The sequence below is a fragment of the Empedobacter sp. UBA6745 genome (genome assembly GCF_002453775.1).
Classification (GTDB): Bacteria; Bacteroidota; Bacteroidia; order Flavobacteriales; family Weeksellaceae; genus Empedobacter; species Empedobacter falsenii_C.
Genome location: NZ_DKHL01000036.1, coordinates 25741 through 50418, shown reverse-complemented (window position 1 = coordinate 50418; position 24678 = coordinate 25741). Strand labels below are relative to the sequence as shown.

Sequence of the window (24678 nt, the reverse complement as noted above, 5' to 3'; positions counted from 1 at the left end):
TTTTCTGAAGATAATTCAGAATAAACTTATTATAAATCAATAATTTCGAATATTGTTTAAAGATTTAAAAAATATTTCGAATATTATTCGGTAATAAATGTTTTAATCCCTCCACCATTCTTTGAAGTGAAAGACAGAATCGTTCAAATTTAGTGGTTCACCAATCATAGGCGTCAAAATATCGAGCTTATTTTGCTTACCATTCTCTATAATTTTTTCCAAAGGTTCGTCCCAAGCATGTTTTGCCAAAGCAAATTTTGCAGCATGTACAGGAATAATATGTTTAGCTTTTAAATCGGTAATGATCGCAGGTAAATCTGTTGGTAAAGCATGAATGTATTTCCAAGCATCGTTGTATTGTCCATTTTCTAGAATCGCAAAATCAAACGGACCATATTTTTCTCCAATTTCTTTGAAATGCGTATCATAACCGCTATCACCACCTAAAAATATTTTTTGCGTAGGTGTTTCCAATACATAAGAAGTCCAAAGTGTTGTATTTCGTTTAAATTTTCTACCAGAAAAATGACGAGCTGGTGTAAAAGTAATTTTTAAGTTATTTTTTAATGAAACGCTTGTGTTCCATTCTTCTTCGATTAATTGTTCTGGTAGATAATTCCACTTCTCGAAATGTGCGCCAACTCCAAGCGGAAGAATCACTTTCTCCACTTTTGGACGTAATTCTTTCACTGTTTCATAATCCAAGTGATCGTAATGATCGTGTGAAATAACCAAATAATCAATCTTTGGGAAATCTTTTGCGTGATACGTATTTGCTCCTTTAAATGCTTTATTGAAAATTGGTAAAGGCGAACCGTAATCACTAAAAACAGGATCGATTAGGAAATTAACACCATCCAATTGAATATAATAAGACGAATGTCCCAACCAAATAAATACATTTTCAGATTTATCAATAGATTTGATATCCGTCTGAATATGCGGAATAGAATCTTTCGGATTGAGTTTTGGATTTTTCGCACCAAAGAAAAAATCCCACATCACTTTTTTGGTATCAAAACCTTCTGCAAATGCAGGTGTGTGATGAATATTTTGAAATTGTCCATTTTTATACAACTTCGATTGTTTCATTCGTTCCAATCGTTTTCCAGTTGCATCAGCACCAAAAGTATCCATTTGTAGAATAGCGAAAGTTGCAATTACAAGAATTACAATCAAACTTAATAGGAAGTAAAGCATTCGTTTAAAAACTTTTCGTTTATTGATTTTTTTCATTAATGATCAAATGTATAAAATTCTTGGATTGCTTTTGAAATAATATATCTTAAGTAAACTGTAACATTTGTAACTTTCATTTTAATTTTGATTTACCAACTTTGTACACGTTTTAGAAAAAATACAAAATGGAATTTATCTTACAACCTTGGCCATGGTATATTGGCGGACCAATAATCGCAATTGTAATGCTTTTATTGATTTATTTCGGAAAAAGTTTTGGATTTTCATCAAATTTCAGAACTATTTGTTCAGCTTTGGGAGGAGGAAAATCATGTGATTTTTTCTCGTTTGATTGGAAAGCTCAAAAATGGAATTTATTATTCTTAGTTGGCGCAGTAATAGGAGGTTTTGTTTCGATACATTTTTTATCAGATAATCAAATACCTGAAATTTCAGAAGCTACAATTGCAAAATTGAATGCAATGGGATTTGAAAGTGCAGGAAAAGCATATTCTCCAACCGAAATTTTTGAAACGATGTCTGTTAAAAATATTGCTTTATTATTTGTTGGTGGATTATTAATTGGTTTTGGAACGCGCTACGCTGGTGGTTGTACATCTGGACATGCGATTTCAGGTTTAAGTGATTTGCAGTTACCTTCATTAATCGCTGTTATCGGCTTTTTTATCGGTGGACTTTTGATGGTTCACGTTTTGTTTCCTTTAATTTTTTAATCTCATGAGAAGTTTAGTTTATATCATATTAGGTGTTATCTTTGGTGTAACCATGTACAAGGCAGAAACGGCCTCTTGGTTTCGCATTTTCGAAATGTTCAATTTTCAATCTTTCCACATGTACGGATTTATTGGTTCGGCTTTGGTTGTAGGTTTGATTGGAATACAATGGATGAAAAAGAAAGAAGTAAAAGATATCGATGGTGAAAAAATTGTGATTCAACCCAAAACGAAATCAATTGCTCGTTATTTGATCGGAGGAATTTTCTTCGGATTAGGTTGGGCTTTAGTTGGCGCTTGTCCTGGACCAATATTTGTGTTATTAGGCGCGGGAGTTTATCCAATTTTAATTACAATTTTAGGTGCATTAATCGGTACCTTTCTTTACGGAAAAATTAGAAACAAAATCCCACATTAAACATGATAAAAGAGAAAATAGAAGCAACTTATCCATATCAATTTGAAGAAGAATTATTGAATGAAATCGATGAATTAGGATCTTTGATAGAATTTAAAGTGAATGATGTGATGATAGATTTGAACCAATTTATCAAAGGAATGCCAATTCTTTTGAGTGGTGCAATCAAGATTATGCGCGAAGATTTTGATGAAGGAGAACTGTTGTTGTATTTTCTCGAAAAAGGTGATACATGTGCTATGACGATGGCGTGTTGTTTGGGTGATAAACAAAGTAAAATACGTGCTGTTGCCGAAACTGATGGAGAATTGGTAATGATTCCGATTGTAAAAATGGACGAATGGTTGGTAAAATATCCATCGTGGAGACGTTTTATTTTTGATAGTTACAATAATAGAATGGAGGAAATGTTGGTAGCGATTGACAATTTAGCTTTTAATGATATGAACGAACGTTTGAAGAAATATCTGTTGGATGTCGCAAGTATCAACAAAGGTAAAGTTGTGGTAAAAACACATCAAGAAATTGCTTATGAGCTCAATACTTCTCGTGTTGTTATTTCTCGTTTATTAAAAGCTTTAGAAAAGGAAGGTTTTCTTCAATTAAACCGAAACGAAATCACGATTAAGTAAGAAATTATTTAAAAAATATATACAAAGGAAGCTCAAGTAGAGAGCTTCCTTTTTTTATTTGAAACAACTTATAGTAGAAAATTTTTCTAAAAATAATATCATTTGTAACAAATGTTACAATCTATTTTGATACGGTCAATTACTTTTGTTTTGTATTTCATAAAACAAATGATTGCCCGTATAGTTTATTTTGGATTATTGCTATTTACTTTTTTTCCTTTTGTAGAGTCGTCTGTGGCGTTACTTTTAGGGATTGGTTATGGTTTAATTTTTCAGAATGAATTTGGGGAAATCTCAAAACGATATTCAAAGAAATTATTGAATATTGCAATCATTGGTTTAGGGTTAGGTTTGAATCTTCACGAGGCAGTTTCGGTAAGTAAAGATGGATTTTTTCTCACTTTTATTTCTGTGTTAAGTGTTTTTACATTAGGATTTGTATTCTACCGATTATTAAAAATCAATAAGAATACATCGCTGCTGATTACTTCGGGAACTGCTATTTGTGGAGGAAGTGCTATTGCTACAATTTCTTCGGTTTTACAACCAAAAGCGAATCAAATTACCATTGCTATGGCAGTTGTGTTTGTATTGAATGCGATTGCGTTAATGGTTTTTCCATTTATCGGACATTATTTTCAGTTATCGCAATATCAATTTGGTTTGTGGTCGGCAATTGCAATTCACGATACAAGTTCTGTTGTCGGTGCTGCTAAACAATACGGTGAGCAAGCTTTGGAAGTTGCAACAACTGTAAAATTGAGCCGAACATTATGGATTTTTCCGTTGGCTTTATTAATTGGTTATTTCAACAAAAAAGAGAACTCTTCTTACAAATTTCCTTATTTTATAATTGGTTTTATAGCAACAATGCTTATCGCTACTTATTTTCCTCAAGGCGAAAAAGTCTATCATATTTTACAAGGAATTTCGAAACAATTAATGGTCGTTGCTTTATTTATGATTGGCTCGTTGATTAACTTACAATCCATCAAACAAGCAGGTTTTAAAACCTTATCATACGGAATTTTACTTTGGATTTTTATCTCCATTTTATCTTTGGTTTTGGTTTTAAATTATTTTTAAAATCTTTATTCTCTCTATTTTAAGTCTGTAACATTGGTTACTGTCGATTGTTTTTTAGCAACTTAACTTTGCTTCAACAAATTAGAAAAGGTTAAACTATAAAAATATTATCATATGTTTTTTCAACACATTTTTGAAAAGTCATTGGCACATTCAAGTTACCTTGTAGGTTGTCAAGCAAAAGGAGAAGCAATTGTAATCGATCCAAAAAGAGATATTGATACATACTTAAAAATAGCAGAAGAAAATAAGCTGAAAATTACGCATATTGCCGAAACACATATTCATGCTGATTATCTTTCTGGTAGTCAAGAGTTGGCTTACGTAACAGGTGCGAAGATGTATTTGTCTGATGAAGGCGGAGAAGATTGGCAATACGATTTTGAACATGTCGGATTAAAAAATGGCGATAAAATAGAAGTTGGAAATCTAATTTTTGAGGTGATGCATACACCAGGTCACACGCCAGAAAGTATTAGTTTTTTGTTGACAGATACGCCTGCGACGAAAGAACCTGTTATGATTTTTACTGGAGATTTTGTTTTTGTAGGAGATATTGGTCGTCCAGATTTATTAGAAGAAGCAGCTGGATTAATTGGTACTAAAGAAGTAGGAGCGAAGCAGATGTTTGAATCCTTGAAAAAATTTCAAGCATTACCAGATTATCTACAAGTTTGGCCAGCACATGGAGCAGGTTCTGCTTGCGGAAAAGCTTTGGGTGCTGTAGCAAGTACGACGGTTGGTTATGAGAAAATCAGAAATTGGGCGTTGCAATTTGATTCGAATGAAAAAGGATTTGTTGATTATTTGTTGGCAGATCAACCCGAAGCGCCAGCTTATTTTGCAATGATGAAAAAGCTGAATAAAACAAAACGTCCTTTATTGATCGAAGTTCCGAAATGGGCTAAATTAACATACATCGAATTTGAAAAAGCGAAAGATTTTGGAATGAAAGTGATTGATGCGCGTATCAAAACAGATTTTTCTCAATTCCATTTACCAGGAACATTAAATATTCAAAACAATAAAACGTTCAATACATGGATGGGTTGGATGGTAAATTATCAAGAACCAATTGTGTTGATTGTAGAAGAGGATGAAGTAGAAGAAATGACGCGAAAATTGATGCGAATTGGTTTGGATAATGTCTATGGTTATATTACTCCAACAGATATGTTGAGTAATTTTAATTCTTTACAATCTTCTATTTTGATCGATGCAGATACAATGGAAAATTACATTGGAAATGATGAGGTTCAGATTTTAGATGTTAGAGGAGAAGCAGAATTTAAAGAAGGTCATATTGAAGGAGCGAAGCATATATTTGTTGGTTATTTACCAAAAAGATACAATGAACTAGATCCAACTAAAAAAATTGCCTTGCATTGTCAAGCTGGAGATCGAGCAACGATTGCACAAAGTTTTTTGGAATCGAAAGGTTTTGAAGTTGAAAATTATAGTGGAGGAATTGCTGACTGGAAATTGAATCAAAAACCATTAGTTAAATAATATGTTTTTTAAAAAGATTTTAAAAATGTTGACATCAAATTCGAATGTAGAAAATTATCTACAAGAAGGTGCTTTATTGTTGGATGTTCGTACAAAAGCAGAGTTTTTGGCGGGACATCATGCAGATGCGGTGAATATTCCGTTGCAAGAATTAGAAGTAAGATTAAAGGAATTACCAAGCAAAAAAATTGTAACAGTTTGTAGAAGTGGAGCTCGTAGTGCGCAAGCAGTAACAATTTTAAATAAAAATGGATTTGATGCAATAAACGGCGGTCCTTGGCAAACAATAAAATAAGTGTAATAATATCTAAATTTTAAAATGGATTTATTGGATAAAATACAAGGAAATAATTATTATTTGATTGATTTTTATGCAAATTGGTGTGCTCCATGTCAATTACAATTTCAGTTTTTAGAAAATTTGAAAGAAAAATTTCCTGATAATGTAGAAATTATAAAAATAGATGTAGATAAAGACAAAGTAAGTACTATTCAATTTGATGCAATGTATCAAGTAAATGGTGTACCAACTTTGATGCTTTTTCATCAAGGAAAGCTACTTTGGAAACATTATGGAGTAAAGTTTGAAGATGATTTACAGGAAATTGTAAAACAATTTTTGATATAAAAAAGACAGTAGTTACTTAATAATTCTTCTTAGATTCAAGTGTAACTACTGTCAAATTATTTCCTTATTCTTACTTTTTCTTCACGTATTTTTTTGGATTTTTTTTGAATTCAACTTTACAGCTTTTACTACAAAAACCATAAATTTTCTTTTGATAAATTGCGGTATCTGTTAAGAATTGTGCGGTATTCATTCCACAAATAGGATCTTTCTCGTTTACAACTTTTACTTTTAGTTTTTGTTGAGCAAAAATTGAAAAAGAGATGATGAAGAATGTTAATGTTAATATTTTTTTCATTGTTATTGATTTTTAGATTGAAATAAATTGTAATTAAAAAAGAAACCTATTCTGTTTTTTACTTCGATTTCTCCTGAATTTAAATCAGAAAGTATAGGTTGAAAATATTCTATACCAAAATTAAACTTTCGAGCAGCTGTTTCTAATCCTAATTTCGCAAATTGAGCTTTTCCCTTAGATTTTGGAATCGTCTCCCCAAATTGTTCATTTTTATAATAAAGTTCGTTTTGAAAACCGANNATTTTAATTCATTGTTAATGAAAAGATGTTGTAATTGAATTAATTGATTCCATTGATCTCCAAATTTGTATTTCTTTTTATTCTCTCCTTTCAAGTTATAGTCTGTTACTAATTGTAAAGTCGAATTCTTATAAGCTAATTGGTAATTTATTGCAAACTGAGTATCCCAACTTCCTGTACCTAATTGAAAACTAGGATTGGTTGTTTCAGCATTTGCTTGATTAAATTTTGCGATTGGAATTTTTAAACCTATTGCAGCACTTAATCCATGTTTTAGCTCATTAGAACTTGTATTTGATTTAATGACTTTAACTATTCCCATCATATTTAAATCTCCAATACCAGAAATAGAAGAAGAGTTTTTACCTTCTTTATTATGAAAATGGTAAGGAATGCTAGCATTGATGTCAATTCTATTATTTATTGGAATTCTTGCCCATAATTGAATGGTATTGAATTGTTGCTTTTGTGTTCTTTTATTAGAAAAAGCATCTTCTTTAGCTTTATAAGATTGATGAAGATAACGAATACCAACGAAATTTGAATTTATAAGATTTTCAATTCCATTTGAGGTTGAAGTCGCAAAACAACCGCAAGCATCACAATCTAATCCTAAATCATATAAATGAGAGATTACAATAGAATCATTATCTGTATGAGCAAATAATGAAATGGGTGTAAATAATATAACGAAAAATAAATTGATATATAATTTCATTTGAATAGATTTAAAATTCTGCATAAGCAGGGTTATTAATAAATGAGTAATCAGTTAATGTTTTTAGAAAAGAGATAATTGCTTTTTTTTCTTCTTCTGTCATAGGAATTCCAATTCGATTATTTTGTTTGAGTTGAGAATCCAAATATTTATCATTTTGTACACCTTCTGAATAAAAATTCAAAACAGCTTCTAAACTATAGAATCGTCCATCGTGCATATAAGGTTTGGTCATTTCAATATTTCTTAAACTTGGAACTCTAAACTTCATAAAATCAGTCGAATCTAATGTGACACGATATAAACCTCCATCTTTGTATTGTTTATTATAATACATTCCTGTATTTCGAAAAGACTCATCTGTAAAAAGTGTTCCTTTATGACAGCTTGAACATTTCTGTTGAAAAAGTTGTAAACCTTTTTTTTCGGTTTCGTTTAAATCTGCCTCTTTCCTTAAATATTGATCATATTTAGAATCTTTTGATACAACTGAAGCCATAAACTGTCCTAATGCGCTGAGAATACGATTTGCATCGATTTTATCATCTCCGAAAGCATTTTTAAACATTTTTCGATAAGAAGAATCTGATGATAATTTCTTAATGATTTCGGGAAAAGTTGTATCCATTTCTTCTTCAGCTGTAATAGGAGAAATTGGTTGTTGAGCTAAATCATGAATAACGCCATCCCACATAAATCGATTTAGAAAAGCCAAATTTTGAATAGCAGGGGCATTTCGAATTCCTAATCGGTCATCAATTCCATGACTAACAGGATGTCCGTGGTGAGTAAAGGCATTTTCTTGAATATGGCAAAAAGCACATGAAATAGTATTATTTCTAGATAATCGACCTTCATAAAATAGTTTTTTTCCTAACTCAACTCCATTTTTAGTTAACGGATATTTATCTGTATCAAATGTTATTTTAGGGAAATAAGAAGGAATTTCTAATTGATAAGGTTCATCAACGATCTGTCCATAATCAATATCATCATCGTTACAACTTAACAAGATGAATAAACTGAAAATAATTGTTATTATTTTATTCATTGTTTGTAGAATTATGCGGTGTTTATAAAACACCGCTATAAACTTTATTGATTTTTTTCGTCGTTATGTACATGATCAACTCGAAACATATTTTGTATGTTTTCTGTTACTAATTGCGCAAAATTGGAAGATCCCATAATATTATTGTTCGACTCATCTAATATCAATTTATGATCACCACTTAAATAAGTATTCAAATTTGCCATAATATGAATAGATGGCTTAATCTTAGAAGTTACTCGTGCAGATGTAGGTAAATCTAATGTTACTTCTCTATATAAATCTTGAACATTATTTTTGTTAATATCTCCCATATTTCCAGTATGAGTTAAGAAGAAAGTGTCTGTAGTAGTTTTGCCATAAAAACCTTCTATTTTAAAGAAAACATAACCAGCAGCCCAAGACCAAGTCATTCCATTTTTCTTTGCTTTTTCCCAAAAAGTAGCTTGTCCAGTCTGGCCTAATAAATAAGCTTTCTGAGAAACACCAAGTCCGAAACGTACTTTTGTATATTTATTTTGAGGAATATTATCCAAATTTAAATAAACGACATTAGCTATTGCAGAATCTTGATTAATAACAAAAGCGCCTTTGTCTGGATCGTTTTTATGATAATCAAATTCATTTCCTTTTTCATCAATTAATGTGATGTTAGAAATGATATATTTTAATGTTGTTAATTTATGTTTTTGTCCGTTTGATGAGGTTTGCGTTGTTTGATCTAAAACAATTCCTCCCAAATTATCAAATCCATTTTCAAACTTTAATTGAATTTTACCTGTTTCAGTTGATTTAATTTCAGAGAAATCATCATCGTTGTTGCAGGAAGTAAATAAAGTAAGTAATGCGATAAATGATAAGTTTAAAAAATATTTGATTGTTTTCATTGTAATAATTGTTTAATTTTTTTGAATAAAAATGCTGTTGGAAAACAATTATTGTTCTCCAATACTGGATATTTGTTCTATTAATTAAACAATTGGAGGTTTTAGATATTTAAAAACCCAATCGATAGAATAGGATGATTGCCAAAAGAATCGATGTTTTATTTTTACAATAAAATCTTGAATAAATGGAATATCTAAGTATTCGAAATGTATATAAATTTCTGCAAATCGAATATTCTTTACTAAAACCGAATCAGATTCTTGTTCTGTTTCTTTTAGTTGCTTCGATAAATAACACTTTCCATTACATTGCATTTCTGGTCGCTCTTTATTGATACAATATTTATCAATAATCTTCTCCTGAGTACTAATGAATACAGTAAAAGGAATTAATGATCGAAAACCAATTAAAAGCACGAACAATGCAATCAATAAACAATTGAAACTTTTGACAAATCTTATATGAAATGTCAACTTGATTAAATGTTAATGAGATAATAATTTGATAAATATGGGCTATTTATCAAATAGGAGGCTGAAGTTGTTGATCTAATTGATATTGAGTCTCGAAAGCTAATTCGAAAGTCGATATTTTTTCAATAGATTTTGTAAAGTTAGATGTATTAATTTCGAAGGTAGGTTGATAGATAAAATAATCAATTGTGCGTAAAGAAACTTGAATTTTATTATCATCATTTTGTTCATCACTAACAGTCTTGGAAATCTGTTCTTTCAGATAACAAACGCCATTACACAATAATTCTGGACGTTCTATATTAACACAATATTCTTTAGAAATCTTATCATAATTCACTAAATAGTCAATAACTGGTAGCAATGGTCTACAAGTTATTAGAACAACAGTTAGTATGAAAAGGTAAGATTTCAATTCCTTAAAATTTTTATAAAATTAGACAGTTTTTATTTATTTTGAAAATGAAGATTATCAGTTTTTTCAGAAATTAAATTTAAGTTACTTTTTATTGAAATGACATTAATGAAATAATCTTAAAAGGTTTATATTTTTTAGATTGAGAAAGATATCGTAACTTTGAATTAATCATTTTAGGATCAATTTATGGCAAATTTTATCGACATCTATAGAAGAAACAACCAATCGTGGTTGTTTTTGTCGTTGGCATATTTGCATGATGATACTTTCTTAAGAAGCTCGAAAGAGTTTATCAACTAATCCCTGTTACGACTCGAGACAGGGAACCTTCTATTTTTTTTCAATTATCAATTATTTTCAATTTTCTGTAAGGAGATTTGTATCAAATTTTAGCGAATTTTATTTTCGGTCATTTGATATTTGAGTCTTAGGAAATCCTCTTAGAATGATTGAAAGTTTAACTAAGAATTTATCAAAATGACAACAAATATTATTTTAACAACAGGATTATACGATTTAATTAAAGACCATTTAAGAAGAAAAAAAGTAACAGCAGAACAAGAAAATATCTTGACAAAAGAATTGCGTCATGCAGAACAAATTTTGAGAAGAGATTTGGCAGATAATATTGTAACTGTAGGAAAAAAAGTAACAATAAAAGAATTAAATTCTAATCAAGAATATCAATTAAATTTTGTTAGCCCAGAAAAGGCAAAACCGAAAAAGAATCGTCATTCTATTTTAATGGACGAAGGTTTAGCAACAATTGGTTATAAAATTGGAGATGTAATTGAATGGCCAGCAAATGATGGTACAAAAAAATATGAAATTCTGAATGTAGAAGCAGTATCATAATTTGTACAAAAAGCATAATAAAAAAACCGAGCATTAGCTCGGTTTTTTTATTTTGAATATTTTATGAATAGATTCTACATTGGTAGACAATCGTTACAATTTTATTTTCTATGATATTTATTATGTTTTTTAAAGAAATATTGATTTATCACTATCATATTTGTTTCATTTTTTCCGAAAATATAACTGATTGAATGTCTACAATAAGTCTATGTAATTATTGATGAGTATTTTAATATTTTTACGCAACTGATTGTTATTTAAGTTTTTAATTATTTAATTCTTGTCTACAATTTGTCACTTTTTGTAGACAAGAATTAAAAGGAGTTAAATTGATGTAAGTATAATGTTAATTTTAGATAAATCAAATATTATCAATTTGATGAAGTCTAAAAATATTATAAACATGAGAAAAAATTACTTTTTACTCCTTCTTCTTAGTTTATCATCAGCTTCCGTTTTTGCTCAATCGCCGGTGCAAGTTGTTGATGATTTTTTGAATCAAACACAAAGAAAAGGTACAATTAACTCACAGTTTGATTATACTGTAGTTACTGAAAATGTTGTTGGAAATAATGTAGGAGACTATGTGAAGATTCAACAAACAATTAATGGAATTCCCGTTTATGGGACTAGCGGTACTTTTCACGTTCAACAAGGAAAAGTTATTAATCATAATGAAAATTTTGTTAATGCTATAGTTGATAATACTTTAACAGTAACTCCGAAATTAACAATTGATCAAGCAGTATTAGGTTTAGCAAAATCTTTAGGGAAGCAGTACATTGAAATTGATCCTAAAAATATAACTGCTGAATTTAAAAAATCAGCTAAAACTTATGAAGATAAAGAATATGTAGCTTTTCTTAAAGATTCTCCAAGTTTTTTAAATTATTACAATGATAATGGAACAATAAAATTAGCTTGGGTTACATTAGCTGAAATCAAAAATAATGATCATATAGATAAACTTGAACGTGTTTACGAAACCATTATTGATGCAAACACTGGTCAACTTTTAGCTAAAAAATCTATTATTAATAGTTGTAATTTTGACGCTACGGCTTCAAAACAAAATGTTTATCACAACAATCCAGAGGATTTTAAATGGATAGAAAAAGCATATGCAACTTATTCACCATCAGAAGAGTCTAGTTTATTGGCAGATGCACCCTTAAATGCTACTTACCGCGTAATCCCTGCTACACAGCAAAGTCCTTTGAAATCAGATTTTAAGTTACTAACAAATACTTATGATCCAGTAGCTTCTAAAGAAGGTTGGCACAAATTAATTCCAGAGGCAGCAGCAAGAAATTCAAGCCTAACAAAATATCATACTGTAGGAAATAATATGCAGGTTGGCTATGATAAAGATGGAGAATTCAGTGATATTGTTTTTGGAATTTTTCAACTTTTAATAGCAGCAGGAGATCAATTTGTAAAAAATGAAGCATATGGAGGGGAAAAACTTTTGTTTGATTTTCCTATACCTGGTAATTCAATGAGTTATGATCCGTTAAATTATACAGAAGCAGCTTCAACACAAATGTTTTATTCAATGAATTCTATTCACGATATTTTACATTATCACGGGTTTAATCCGAAAGCAGGGAGTTTTCAAATGAATGATGGCGACAAGAGTAGAGTTATCGGTTTTTCTACTTCTGGATTAGGAAAAACAAATACCATAACAAATAATGCTGTAATGGCTTATTCATCACTCTTAGGAAAAAATCCTGTTACCATGTTTTTTACATTTGATACATTGGCTGAAGGTGCAGGTATTTTAGAAATAAAAGATGGTGATTTGAAAGGTATTTATAAAGGTGCTACTGGTAATAACGCAGGTTTTGTTTTTGGAAAATCTACTCCTGTTAGTGCTGAGATGGTTTTAATTAATGATAATACAGGTACTGATTCTCAAGACGGCTGTGAATCTGTTGTTAATGGAGATCAACTGAACGGAAAATTTGCTTTAGTAAATAGAGGTTCATGTTCTTTTGGTGTAAAAGTAGACAATATTAAAACATATAATCCTGCAGGAATAATAGTGATTAATAATACCGTAGGAGATTTTGCAGGATCTATGGATATAACAAATCCTGATTTGACAATTCCAGTAGGCGGAATTTCAAAAGATTTGGGAGATAAGATAAAAACTGCAATCTCTAAAAATGAAAAAATTGTAGGTACTATGCCTTCATCAAATTTCAAATACCGAGTAAGGGATAGTGATTTTGATAGTCAAGTTTTGTTACACGAATATACACACGCTGTTAGTAATCGTTTAAGTGCTGGATTGATTAGTGGTGAAGAAGGTATGGGTGAAGGATGGAGTGATTATGTCGCTTTAAATTTAACGCAACAAGCCTATCATACAGCTAAAGATTTAATCAATATGGGCGAATATGCCTTTGATGGAGCAGGACTTCGAGAATTGCCTTATACAACAGACATGAAAGCAAATCCACATACTTACGATAAACTAAAAGAAATTGGTGCAGGAGAGAATAAACAACATCCAACAGGATATGTATGGGCGTTAATGCTTTGGGAAATGCACTGGAAATTGATTGCTAAATATGGATTTAATCCAGATTTCAAATCAAATACAGGTGGTAATAATATGGCTCTTGACTTGGTTTTAGAAGGAATTAAAATGCAAAAAGCAAATCCAGGATTTGTAGATGGACGTGATGGTATTTTAATGGCAGATGTTGTATTGAATAAAGGAGAAAATCAATGTTTAATATGGGAAGCTTTTGCTAAAAGAGGATTGGGTTATAGCGCAGATCAAGGAGATCCATTATTAAGAAGTGACGGGAAAGAAGCCTTTGATTTACCACCAACATGTGCAAGATTAGGAACGGATGATTTAGAAGCGAATACGGTGAGTATATATCCTAATCCCGTAAAAGATTTAGTATATATCAATTCGAAAGATAATGTAGAGAAATATGAAATTATAGATGTTACTGGACGTGTAATAAATTCTGGATCTGTAAAAAAAGATGGTCAAGTAAGTAGTGTATCTACTGATAGTTTATCTGCTGGTTTATATATCTTAAAATTATATACTGATAAAGAAGTCGTAACGAAAAAAATCATCAAGAAATAATGACTAAATCTAATAATATGAAAAAACATCTAAATATTCTTTTTTTATCTCTTTTAGGAGGAAGTATGTTTGGTCAACAATTATCATCTAAAGCATTAGAAAGTTGGTTAGATCAAGCAACTAAACCTATCAAGATAGAGAGTCCTATTGTTCAAAAAGCATTATCTCAATCCTTTCAAAATAAATTAAACTTAACATATTGTACACCAGCTGAGATTTCATCTCCAGAAGAGATTACAAGGGTTAGTATTAAGACTTCAATCAATACATTATTAGATCATGTAAGTGCAAACAATACAGCTATTGGTTATGAAGATTTTACAACTGTTAAACCAGCTGAGCTGGGACTAACATCAAAATATACATTAAGTTTTCAAGGTGATACAAAAGGAGCTTACTACAGTTCTTTTACTATCATGATTGATTATAATAAGGATGGAATTTTTGGAAGGATTTCAAATGATGATCAAATTAATAGTAGAGAAATTATTAATGTGGATGAGTTATTATTTAATTCGAATGGTGTAGATGGTAAATCTGTTTCGCAAACGATAACTATTCCTCAAGATGCTACTTTAGGAGAAACAAGAATGCGTATTTTGAAAAGACAAACTGATTATAAGTCGGCGCTTCATCCTAAAACAGCATGTGATTTAGGATCTGTATACGGTCAAGTAGAAGATTATACGATTAGTTTAGTTCCGCCTAAAGTTTGTACAAATACTCCAAATGGGGCTGCATATCAAGGTACATTTATTCCTACTAATAATGTTCAAGATACTTTTCTGAAAAATGTTAGCTTAGGAAGTTATGTTGATATTTTTGTTTACGAAGGAAACGATTATACTTTTGAACCATCTGTTAAGAATGCTTATCTTTCTTTGAAAGATTTAAAAACGAACACAAATCTTACATCTATAGAAGGGGCATTTAATTGGAAAAGTACGTTAACTGGTACTGTTAGATTATACTTGCATGGAAATGAAAATTGCGATGCGTCAACTGATAAAACAGATGTCACAATTTTTGTAATGAATATGAACAAGAACCCAATTAACGAACCTTGTAATTTGGGCATACCTTCGGTAGACTTTAATTTGACGAAAGAATTAAACGGAACGAAAAATCAAGAAATAGCATTTGATATTAATGCTTACGGAGGAAGATCTTCTAAAATTACTGGATTGAAAATTAATTTACAAGGAGATGCAAGTAAGGTTGATTTCGAGTTGTTAGAAGATACGAACGGTTTGCCTTCTACATTAGTTTCAAAAATTGTCGGAAAAATTATTTCCAAAACATCTCTTGGAACAATAAATGGTAAGCCAAGTTACCAATATGATATTGATTTTGATAAACCGATTGATTTAAATGCACTAGAAACTACAACTTCAATTAAAAAATGGTTGAAATTAGTAACTGATGCTCAAACACTAGAAGTGAATTCAAATTTTGCAGTAGCAACGAAATTAGCCAGTAAAAATTCAACAGATAATCAAGGAAAATGGACGATTTCTACTAATTTAGAAGCAGTATACCAGTTAAAAGCTGAATGTCTTAACAATGCATGTAATCAAGTCATTCCAGAAACACCAAAAATAGCTGATATGTCATTGCCTACTATTGAAGGTATGGCAACATCAGAAACAGCAATAGATATTGTAGCGGAAAAAGGAAAAAAACTAACTGTTTCTGGAATTGAAATAGATGGTTGGTTTATGGGATTGTCAATGGATGGAACAATTCCTAAAGATGAATTACCAACAATGAAGTTGAATTTATTATCAGCGAATTTAGATGCAGATCAACCAATAAATAAAGATGAAGATAAAAATGTGTTGCCAATAGGAATTGAAAAATTAGATACAGTAAATCTTCAAACAGTCTATATTCCTTCTGATCAGCTTTCGATATTGTTGATAAAGAAAAAGATCTCTATCACTTTTGACAAACCTGTAACAATAGATGGAGATATAGCGAGTAAATATTGGTTATCATTTAGTGAAGTACAGAATTTAGGTTTTTGGGATGTAAATCCTAATGTAGATGTGACGATAGGGAGTTTCCCTAAGGCTTTTGTAATGAAGGCAATACCGCCTGTTATACCAAATGATATGTGGAGTTCATATAATTCTGAGATAGTTTATAAGTTAATTTCTACATGTAGTAGTTTAGCTACAAATGATCAAGAAAAGTTAACAAAAACAAGAATATCTCCAAATCCGTTTACAAACCAAGTAACGATAGAATCAGTTAATTTGATAAAATCTGTAGAGGTATTTAACATGGCAGGATTAAAAGTGAATTCTCAAGATGTTAATTTGAAAAAGACAAATTTAAATTTAGGACACTTGAATACCGGCGTTTATTTAATTAGAATTTTAGACGAAAAAGGTAATGTAGAAACTCAAAAACTTATCAAAAAATAGAAATAAGTTTCTTGTTGTTAAGAATATTGTTAATTGATAAAACCGAGCAAATGCTCGGTTTTTTTTATTTGTATTTTTCTGAAAAAATATTTTAAACATCTAAATGTGAAGCAGTAATTTTCTGACCATAAAAAATTGTCGTATTTGCTTCAAAACTTTTCGCATCATCTGTCGTATAAAATGTAAGATGCCCATTTTTTAAACATTGTGTTTCTACTTCGGGATGACGATGTAGATAGTCAGTTAATTTATTCGCTACCAATTCTCCTTGCGAAAGAATTGTTACATTTTCTGGTACATATTGCGAAATCACAGGAAGAAGAAGCGGATAATGTGTGCAAGCCAATACAATTGTATCGATTTCGGATGATTGATCAAATAAGCGTTGAATATCTTTTTCTACAATATCGTGCGCAGCTTTGCTATCAATTTCATTATTCTCAACCAAAGGAACCCAAAGTGGACAAGCTAATTGAAAAACATCAATTGTTGGATGAAATTTGTTCATCTCAATTTTATACGATTCGGACAAAACAGTTCCTTGCGTAGCTAAAATTCCGACTTTGTTATTCTTAGTGTATTCATTTATCGATTCTGTTGTTGGGCGAATAACACCCAAAACTCTTTTACCTTCGGGTAAATCGTTTTGCTGAATTGTTCGTAAAGCCTTTGCAGAGGCTGTATTGCAAGCAAGTATAACCAAATTGCATCCTAAATCAAACAATTTAAAAACGCATTCTTTGGTATATTCATAAACCGTCTCAAACGAACGAATTCCATAAGGGCAACGAGCATTATCACCTAAATAGATATAATCGTATTGCGGAAGTTTTTTCTGTATTTCTTTGAAAACGGTTAATCCACCATAACCAGAGTCAAAAACACCAATTGGTCCTTGCATTTTACCTTCTTATTTAATGAACAAAATTACAAAATGAATTGACATCAAATAGAAATTATTGACACAAAAAAAGCTAATCTTCGCGATTAGCCTTTCTATATTTCTATTCAAAACATTTCTTACAACATCCCAAATTTTCCTGCTTTAAAATCTTCAAAAGCTTGCTGTAATTGCTCTTGTGTATTCATGACAAATGGTCCATAATGCGCAATTGGTTCGTTAAGCGGTTCGCCACTCATTACCAAAACAATCGTATTATCACTTGTTGAAGTGATAGAAAAATCTTCGCCATTGTTATTCTCAAACATAGCAAAAGTGTCTTTTTTCAAAATTTCTGTATTATTCACTTTTACACTTCCTGCAATCACCAAAATCGCTGTGTTGTAGTTGTTTGGAAAGTTAAAATCCGCTTTTATACCATTTTGTAAATACACATTGTACATATTGATCGGCGAATATGTCGTTGCAATTCCTTTTTCGCCTTTGTATTCTCCTGCAATTACGTTTACAAAACTCGTTTCGCCATCTAATGGAATTCGCGTCATTTTATCAAACAACAAATCCTGATAATGTGGAGCCGTTTCGCGGTCTTTCGCTGGTAAATTCATCCAAATCTGCACCATTTGAAACGTTCCGCCTTGTTTTGCCCACTCTTCTTCATGGTATTCTTGATGTAAAATTCCCGAACCAGCCGTCATCCATTGTACATCGCCTTCTCCAATCACACCGTGATTTCCGCGACTGTCTTTGTGCGCAATTTTTCCTTGGTATGCCAAAGTCACGGTTTCAAAACCTTTGTGCGGATGTGCGCCAACGCCACGAGGAAATTCTTCTGCATCGAAATGAATATCCGCATTGTAGCCCAAAGCAAAAAACGGATCCATTCGTCGTCTCGAAATGCTTTTACCAATAAAAGAAGTCGTATAAAAAGCATCGCCAACCCAATTGAACGTGCCGGGATGTAGTATTTTTTCTATGTTTCTTATTGCCATTTCAACTGATTATTTTTCTTGATAAATAGCGTGAATCGCTTCTTGAATTGTAGGAAATTTAAATTGATAACCCTCTTTTTGAATTTTATGTGCCACCAAATGTTGTCCATGAAAAGGTGTAATTTCTTGAGTAGTATTCAAATGCAATTCGTTTGAAATTTCTTTGTAAATATCTTGTTGTGAAGCTGGATTTGGAGCCACCGAATTGTATACACCATCTAATTTTTTCTGAACTGCAAACGCAAAAATTCCCGCCATATCATCGACATGATTCCAAGGAACAGCACCATTATTTTGTTGAGAAACGATACTTGGATTATTTTTTACCAACGATTCGTACATCGGGAAAATCCCCGCTTCTTTCCCTAAAACTAAGGAAACTCGTATTTTTGAAACGTGATTCGCAACCGAATCTTCTTTGAAACGATCTGCTGCTTTTTCCCAATCTTCGGTTAAATCCGCAGAAAAACCAACACCTCGTTGTCCATTTTCATCAATTTCCAAGGTATTATCTTGGTAACCATAATAACCAATTGCTGATGCCGACACGAAAGCCGTTAACTTTTGTTGACGTTTTTTTAATTCAGCTCTCAAAAAATCCGAAGCACCAATCCTACTTTCGTAAATCAATGCTTTACGTTCATCGGTTAAAGGCGTTCCGTCATTCAATTTAGAACCCGCCAAATGCACAATATAATTGACATCATCTAAGGCTTTTGGATCGATTGTTTTTTCATGAACATTCCAAGCAAACTCGTTTTCAGCTTTTGGCGATCGCGTTAATAATTTAATAGTATAATCTTTTTCAAGAATCGGAATTAAATGTTTTGCGATAAAACTATTGGCACCAGTGATTAAGACTATTTCTTTCATATGTATTTATTTTGTTTTTAATAGTTATATGGAATACTCATGAGTAGTATTTCATTTGTTATTAGATTTTTAATTTATATTCAAATTTACACCCGAATAAACTTATCTTTACTATCAGTTTACTTGAGGTAACTACTAATTTAAAATTAAGTGATTTATGAAAAAACCGTTATCAGATCCGCCACTTTGTACAGAAAATTTACTTGCAATGAATGATACACTTGATATTTTAGGTGGAAAATGGAAGCTTCTTGTTTTACATTATTTGATTATACGTGAAAGAGATACGAATACGTTTAAGAAGATGGAACGTGATATTGAGGGAATTTCGGCGAAAATGTTATCGAAAGAATTGAAAGACTTGGAAGTCAATAAAATGGTGTATCGTGAAGTTCAAAATACCAAACCTGTAACCGTTGCGTATTCAATTACGGATTATGGTAAAACGACTAAAGAAATCATAGATGTTTTGGTTGATTGGGGTAAAAATCATCGGATGAAAATGATTAATGAATTTTAAAATCTTTATGAACGAATAGTTTTTTTCTGTTTTCTTTTTTTATTCCACCAAATAATAAAACCTGTAATGGGTAAACTTGCCACAATTATTGAAGAAGTAAAGGCTAATATTTTACCAAATAAACCTAATATTTGTCCTGTATGGATATCGTACATTGAGTTTGCAAACTTTTTACCATTTGATAAATTCTCATTCATTAATTTAGAAACCTGAAATTGTTCCGAATCAAATTGATATTCGTCAACCGCATAATAGCGCAAACTTTTATGATATGCTCTTACGGCTAAAGGATTTTTATCAGGAACAGGTAAATAAATCCAATACATAGAAGCTGTTGGACTATTTTTTAAACTATAAGCATATGCCGAATCAACAATAGTGTAATTATTTTCTAACATTTTTTTAGGCTGATAGACATATCCTTTTTCTTCATTAGGAAATGATTTTCCTAAATTAACAATTTGTGTATATGAATTGCGAACAGGTTTGAAACTAAATGCAATACCTGATAAAGCAACAATAAAAGCAATACTAAAAGCATAAAATCCCAATACATTATGCAAATCATAATTGATGCGTTTCCATTTTGCTTTGTATTTTATCGTTAATCCATTTTTAGCTTGTTTTCTCTTTTTTGGCCACCAAAGAATTAAACCACTTATCATAATCATGATAAAAATAACAGTTGAAAAACCAATTATATTTTTTCCGATATCACCCAACAAAAGATTCATGTGAATGTATTGAATCACCAAGAAAAAATCTTGTTTCATATTTTCTTGATGTAAGATTTTCCCTGAATATGGATTGATATATACAAAGTAAGATTCTTTTTTATCATCCATTGTCATCACAACCGTTGATCGATCTTTATCCATATACATCACTCGAAGTACAACATGTTTAGGATTTTTGTCTTGTACTTTATGAATAATTTCACTTGGTTTTATGAATGGTTGATGAACAATTTCAACTTTTCTATAATCAAACAGTGCATCTTTTATTTCATCTTGAAAACAAAAGATAGCTCCTGTTATTGCTACAATACAAACAATAATACCTGTAAATAATCCAAGCCATTTGTGAAGGAAAAGAAAATATTTTTTCATCAATAAAATTAATTTAGAATAAATAAAAATTATATTTGCAGCAAATATAAATTATTTAAAAACACACTATGAAAAAAAATATCATCTGTTTAACAATTTTATTTGGGAGTGCCTCGCTGTCATATGCCCAAACGAATGATAGTATATCCACAGATTTGAATGATGTTGTGGTAGTTGCTTCAAGAAAACCTACTAAAATATCTGATTTGGCAGGAACTGTTTGGGTGATCAATCAAGAACAAATTGCGCAACAAGCTAAAAATGGTGTTCCATTAAAAGAAGCTTTAGCGATTATGATTCCAGGGATGGATGTTGGCTCGCAAGGAAGATCAAATTATGGACAAAATATGCGTGGACGTTCGATGTTAGTGATGATAGACGGTGTTTCCTTAAATAGTATCCGTAACATAAGTCGTCAATTGGATGCAATAGATCCATTTAATATCGAAAGAGTTGAGGTTTTATCTGGTGCAAGCGCAATTTATGGCGGAAATGCGACAGGTGGTATTGTCAATATTGTGACGAAAAAAGCGCTAAAAAATGGAATTAGTGGCGAAACAGAACTTGGTTCACGTACAGGTTTTTCAGGAAGTGATGATCATGATTGGCGTGCTGCTCAATCTATTGGTTATAAAGATGATAAATTTACTGGACGTTTGGCTGTAGCATTTCAACAAAATGGCGGAGCTTATGATGCAGATGGAGATCAAATATTTGCAGATATTTCGCAATTAGATTTACAATATAATCAATCGATTGATGTGTTGGCAACAGCAGGTTACAAATTCAATCCGAAACATCAAATCAATGGATCTGTGCAATATTATCGTTCTAAATATAGTGGAGATCGTAGTTTATATTTAGGTGAAAACATTAGTGTTTTAACCAAAGGAGATGCTTCTGTTTTGGAAATGCGTGATGGTTTTGATACGGATAAAAATCCAGGAACAGAGCGTGTAATGGGAACATTGAGTTATAATGGAACGAATATTTTAGGAGGGCAAGATGTGTATGTTCAATTTGCTTCTCGTGTTGAGAAATTAGGATTTTATCCATTTCCAGGTAATTTAACGTTGCCTTCTGGAACAAGTCCTTATATGTCGGCTTCTCAACAGGATACGTATTATTCGGGTCTAAAAGCTGTTTTGGTTAAAGATTGGGGGAAATTGAAATTAACATACGGTGTAGATGCTGACTTTGAAAAGTTTGAAGGACAACAAAATGTGTTTGATTCTCAGAAATCATTATCAAGTGGAGGAATGATTAATCACACTGTTTTAACAATTGATCGTTATCCAACCAATCATTCTACAAGTTTTGCAGGATATGCGCAAGCTGAATATGATATTTTACCTCAATTGAAAGTTTCGGGAGGAATTCGTTACCAAGATATTTCGATTAAGTTGGATGATTTTATCGGTTCTACTCAACAATTGCAAATAGCTAATGGTTATGGAAACAGTGCCGATTATATTCCAGGCGGAAAAAGTAGCTATAATATGACGATGTTAAATGCTGGTTTGTTGTATAAAATTAACGAATTGAACCAAGTTTGGACAACTTATTCACAAGGTGTTTCGTTAGCTGATCCATCAAAATTTTATGGATATGGAAATTATAAATTTAATTCTGCAACCAATAATTGGGATTTAAGTTCGAGTGTGAATGTAAAAGATTCTCCTCTTTCTGGTGTGAAAACAGGACAATTTGAACTTGGTTATCGTTTCAGGACAAATAATGGATTTAAAGGACAAATCTCTGGATTTATCAGTAATTCCGACAAAAATATTGCTTTAAAACGTGATGGATTAAATCTTTGGGTAGAAGTAGTCGATCAGAAATTAAGAAATATGGGCGTTGAAGCAGAGGTTTCTTATACAAATGGAGGATTTTATGTTGGAGCAAATACATTGTTAATCAAATCTGAAGTGGAGAAAAATGGTGATTGGCAAAAACAAGATGTTTCAACTTCTGGACCTTCTAAATTTACAGCTTACGCAGGTTATGGATTTGATAATTGGAATTTTAGATTTCAAACTTTGCAAAGCTTCAAATACACTGATGGATTGGAGAATGTGATTGATTCATACAATACATCAGATTTAATGATTGCTTACAAATTACCTTTCGGTAAAATTAATTTAGGTGTTCAAAATATTTTTAATACAGATTATCAAACAATTTGGAGTGCAAAATCACAAGTTTTGTATAGTGCATATAAAGTTCCAGAATTGTTTTATTACGCTGGACGAGGAAGAACTTTTAATCTAAGTTTTACATACAATTTTTAATTTATGATAAGCGAATCTTTTGATTCGCTTTTTTATTTTAAGGGAATTAAACATCGAATTAAAAAATAAGATTAATAATTGCAGGAATAATTCTGAAACTAATAAAGTAAAAAAAATCGTAGAGTAGGATAGGTAAGAGAGAACAAATATATAGGCTGTTTCTTAATTTTTAAAGAATAGTTTTTTGAATTTATTTTCTATAGAGAGGTTCTATAATTTCTACCAATTACCAATTATTAATTTTATTCGATTTATCTAAAATCTCTTGAATTAATTTATTAAAATGATTCTCCAAACCAGTTACTGCGTCAGGATAATCGACCTCATTCTTTTTATTATAGATAGAATTTTTGTTTTTGCTTGTTGGATTCAATAGAAGATAATAATAATCTCCTATGCTCGAATTCCACTTTCTTGCTTCAAAAGAAGGTCGATTAATTCGAATTTTATCATCTTTAAAGAGAATTGTAATCGAATAAGATAAGTCATATTCCATCTTTGATTTTCCTATTTGCATATAACTCATTTTTTGTTTTACGGCTAACGCTTCCTGCTCATACCCGTTAATTGTTATACTTTCATTTTCGGCTAAACTCAATACTTCCTTTGGATCTTTGTACATACTCGATAAGGCTGACAACACATTTCTGTATAACTCATTTTTTTTGGTATTTGGTTTATCAATTACGATATAATCAGTTTTATCTTTAGATGAAACAAATCCATTTGATGTTAAAGTAAAATATTGCGCATAGCTAAATTGCGATAAGCAAATAATTGTAAATAAAGTATATAAGGCTTTCATATTTCATTCGTTTAAATACTAATTTAAGAAAAATGTCTCAATTTGAGAATGAATACTTAAAAATCAATGTGTTAAAGTTTATAGATGAAGGAAAAGGAATATTGTTTTGTATTTATATATTTTAAAGGTATTTGTATGTTAGGTATTATAAAAAATACGTTTAATTATTAAATCCTCCTATTATATAAATTTGAATTAAACATTGTTTCACACTTTGTATAAATTAAATCACTTTCTAAAAATGAAAAAGTATTTAATGGTTGTCCATTATTTAGATTCATAATTATTAGATTAAGATAAGATTCGTTATTAAATCTTGAAAAATTATCTCCAACTAATACTACTAGATGTCTTACATATCTTTCTCTAGTAATTAACTGTTTATCTAAATATCCTGTCAATAACTTTTCATCCACATTATAATTAGCTATTAATTCTGTCTTTGTAACATTTTTTTTAGTAGTTGGAGTATCTCCTTTCAAAATCATATATGTTGGTATAAAGCCACTCGAA

The 24678-nt window shown here is 30.8% G+C and carries 24 protein-coding genes; 12 read left to right on the top strand and 12 right to left on the bottom strand.

Annotated features, from left to right (window positions below):
* Positions 1-102: 102 nt before the first annotated feature.
* Complete coding sequence (locus B4H69_RS10760) at positions 103-1236, bottom strand: MBL fold metallo-hydrolase (protein ID WP_180906036.1); 1134 nt, start codon at positions 1234-1236, stop codon at positions 103-105.
* Positions 1237-1364: 128 nt separating this feature from the next.
* Between B4H69_RS10760 and B4H69_RS10755 the strand changes: the two genes are divergently transcribed.
* From B4H69_RS10755 to B4H69_RS10725, 7 genes are all read left to right on the top strand, one after another.
* Complete coding sequence (locus B4H69_RS10755) at positions 1365-1913, top strand: YeeE/YedE family protein (protein ID WP_114999312.1); 549 nt, start codon at positions 1365-1367, stop codon at positions 1911-1913.
* 4 nt (positions 1914-1917) lie between these two features.
* Positions 1918-2331 carry a YeeE/YedE family protein gene (locus B4H69_RS10750; RefSeq protein ID WP_114999314.1) on the top strand — a complete coding sequence of 138 codons (414 nt, stop codon included), beginning with the start codon at positions 1918-1920 and terminating at the stop codon, positions 2329-2331.
* 2 nt (positions 2332-2333) lie between these two features.
* A complete protein-coding gene (locus B4H69_RS10745) occupies positions 2334-2963 on the top strand; it encodes a Crp/Fnr family transcriptional regulator (protein WP_280046162.1) in 630 nt (209 codons plus the stop codon).
* A gap of 168 nt (positions 2964-3131) precedes the next feature.
* Positions 3132-4049: a YeiH family protein gene (locus B4H69_RS10740; protein ID WP_038334035.1), complete on the top strand. Its 918-nt coding sequence runs from the start codon at positions 3132-3134 to the stop codon at positions 4047-4049.
* A gap of 114 nt (positions 4050-4163) precedes the next feature.
* Positions 4164-5558 carry an MBL fold metallo-hydrolase gene (locus B4H69_RS10735; RefSeq protein WP_180906037.1) on the top strand — a complete coding sequence of 465 codons (1395 nt, stop codon included), beginning with the start codon at positions 4164-4166 and terminating at the stop codon, positions 5556-5558.
* A 25-nt stretch (positions 5559-5583) separates the two neighbouring features.
* The gene (locus B4H69_RS10730) at positions 5584-5853 is read left to right on the top strand and encodes a rhodanese-like domain-containing protein (RefSeq protein ID WP_244958012.1); all 270 of its coding nucleotides are present in this window, start codon (positions 5584-5586) and stop codon (positions 5851-5853) included.
* A 33-nt stretch (positions 5854-5886) separates the two neighbouring features.
* Positions 5887-6186, top strand: a complete 300-nt coding sequence (locus tag B4H69_RS10725; protein WP_291093923.1) for a thioredoxin family protein — start codon at positions 5887-5889, stop codon at positions 6184-6186.
* A gap of 70 nt (positions 6187-6256) precedes the next feature.
* Here B4H69_RS10725 and B4H69_RS10720 read toward each other — a convergent pair whose 3' ends face one another.
* The 5 genes from B4H69_RS10720 to B4H69_RS10700 form a co-directional block, all read right to left on the bottom strand.
* A complete protein-coding gene (locus B4H69_RS10720) occupies positions 6257-6484 on the bottom strand; it encodes a YHS domain-containing protein (protein ID WP_038334051.1) in 228 nt (75 codons plus the stop codon).
* Between the two features lie 968 nt (positions 6485-7452).
* Positions 7453-8493: a cytochrome-c peroxidase gene (locus B4H69_RS10715; protein ID WP_280046163.1), complete on the bottom strand. Its 1041-nt coding sequence runs from the start codon at positions 8491-8493 to the stop codon at positions 7453-7455.
* A gap of 44 nt (positions 8494-8537) precedes the next feature.
* A complete protein-coding gene (locus B4H69_RS10710; protein ID WP_280046164.1) occupies positions 8538-9380 on the bottom strand; it encodes an MbnP family protein in 843 nt (280 codons plus the stop codon).
* 84 nt (positions 9381-9464) lie between these two features.
* Positions 9465-9812 carry a hypothetical protein gene (locus B4H69_RS10705; protein WP_280046165.1) on the bottom strand — a complete coding sequence of 116 codons (348 nt, stop codon included), beginning with the start codon at positions 9810-9812 and terminating at the stop codon, positions 9465-9467.
* Between the two features lie 91 nt (positions 9813-9903).
* The gene (locus B4H69_RS10700) at positions 9904-10218 is read right to left on the bottom strand and encodes a hypothetical protein (protein WP_280046166.1); all 315 of its coding nucleotides are present in this window, start codon (positions 10216-10218) and stop codon (positions 9904-9906) included.
* A gap of 531 nt (positions 10219-10749) precedes the next feature.
* Between B4H69_RS10700 and B4H69_RS10695 the strand changes: the two genes are divergently transcribed.
* The 3 genes from B4H69_RS10695 to B4H69_RS10685 all read left to right on the top strand — a co-directional run bounded on the left by B4H69_RS10695 (position 10750) and on the right by B4H69_RS10685 (position 16674).
* On the top strand, positions 10750-11127 hold the full coding sequence (locus B4H69_RS10695; protein WP_038334079.1) for a GreA/GreB family elongation factor: 378 nt from the start codon (positions 10750-10752) through the stop codon (positions 11125-11127).
* A 406-nt stretch (positions 11128-11533) separates the two neighbouring features.
* Complete coding sequence (locus tag B4H69_RS10690; RefSeq protein ID WP_280046167.1) at positions 11534-14245, top strand: M36 family metallopeptidase; 2712 nt, start codon at positions 11534-11536, stop codon at positions 14243-14245.
* A 17-nt stretch (positions 14246-14262) separates the two neighbouring features.
* Positions 14263-16674 (top strand): T9SS type A sorting domain-containing protein, encoded by a 2412-nt coding sequence (locus B4H69_RS10685; protein ID WP_280046168.1) that lies wholly within the window; start codon positions 14263-14265, stop codon positions 16672-16674.
* 91 nt (positions 16675-16765) lie between these two features.
* Here B4H69_RS10685 and murI read toward each other — a convergent pair whose 3' ends face one another.
* The 3 genes from murI to B4H69_RS10670 all read right to left on the bottom strand — a co-directional run bounded on the left by murI (position 16766) and on the right by B4H69_RS10670 (position 19440).
* The gene (gene murI, locus B4H69_RS10680) at positions 16766-17575 is read right to left on the bottom strand and encodes a glutamate racemase (RefSeq protein ID WP_291093916.1); all 810 of its coding nucleotides are present in this window, start codon (positions 17573-17575) and stop codon (positions 16766-16768) included.
* 119 nt (positions 17576-17694) lie between these two features.
* Positions 17695-18567, bottom strand: a complete 873-nt coding sequence (locus tag B4H69_RS10675; protein ID WP_180906045.1) for a pirin family protein — start codon at positions 18565-18567, stop codon at positions 17695-17697.
* A gap of 9 nt (positions 18568-18576) precedes the next feature.
* Positions 18577-19440 carry an NAD-dependent epimerase/dehydratase family protein gene (locus B4H69_RS10670; RefSeq protein ID WP_180906046.1) on the bottom strand — a complete coding sequence of 288 codons (864 nt, stop codon included), beginning with the start codon at positions 19438-19440 and terminating at the stop codon, positions 18577-18579.
* Positions 19441-19597: 157 nt separating this feature from the next.
* On the opposite strand from B4H69_RS10670, the gene B4H69_RS10665 reads away from it, so the two are divergent.
* Positions 19598-19960, top strand: coding sequence for a winged helix-turn-helix transcriptional regulator (locus B4H69_RS10665; RefSeq protein ID WP_180906047.1), 363 nt, complete (start codon positions 19598-19600; stop codon positions 19958-19960).
* 5 nt (positions 19961-19965) lie between these two features.
* Here the strand turns inward: B4H69_RS10665 and B4H69_RS10660 are convergent, their stop codons facing one another.
* Complete coding sequence (locus B4H69_RS10660; protein WP_280046170.1) at positions 19966-21069, bottom strand: PepSY-associated TM helix domain-containing protein; 1104 nt, start codon at positions 21067-21069, stop codon at positions 19966-19968.
* Between the two features lie 68 nt (positions 21070-21137).
* Here B4H69_RS10660 and B4H69_RS10655 point away from each other — a divergent pair, with 68 nt between their 5' ends.
* Positions 21138-23360 carry a TonB-dependent receptor gene (locus tag B4H69_RS10655; protein WP_180906049.1) on the top strand — a complete coding sequence of 741 codons (2223 nt, stop codon included), beginning with the start codon at positions 21138-21140 and terminating at the stop codon, positions 23358-23360.
* Positions 23361-23586: 226 nt separating this feature from the next.
* Here B4H69_RS10655 and B4H69_RS10650 read toward each other — a convergent pair whose 3' ends face one another.
* Together B4H69_RS10650 and B4H69_RS10645 are read right to left on the bottom strand one after the other, a co-directional pair.
* On the bottom strand, positions 23587-24165 hold the full coding sequence (locus B4H69_RS10650; protein ID WP_280046171.1) for a hypothetical protein: 579 nt from the start codon (positions 24163-24165) through the stop codon (positions 23587-23589).
* A gap of 167 nt (positions 24166-24332) precedes the next feature.
* Positions 24333-24647 (bottom strand): hypothetical protein, encoded by a 315-nt coding sequence (locus B4H69_RS10645; RefSeq protein ID WP_180906051.1) that lies wholly within the window; start codon positions 24645-24647, stop codon positions 24333-24335.
* Positions 24648-24678: the final 31 nt, after the last annotated feature.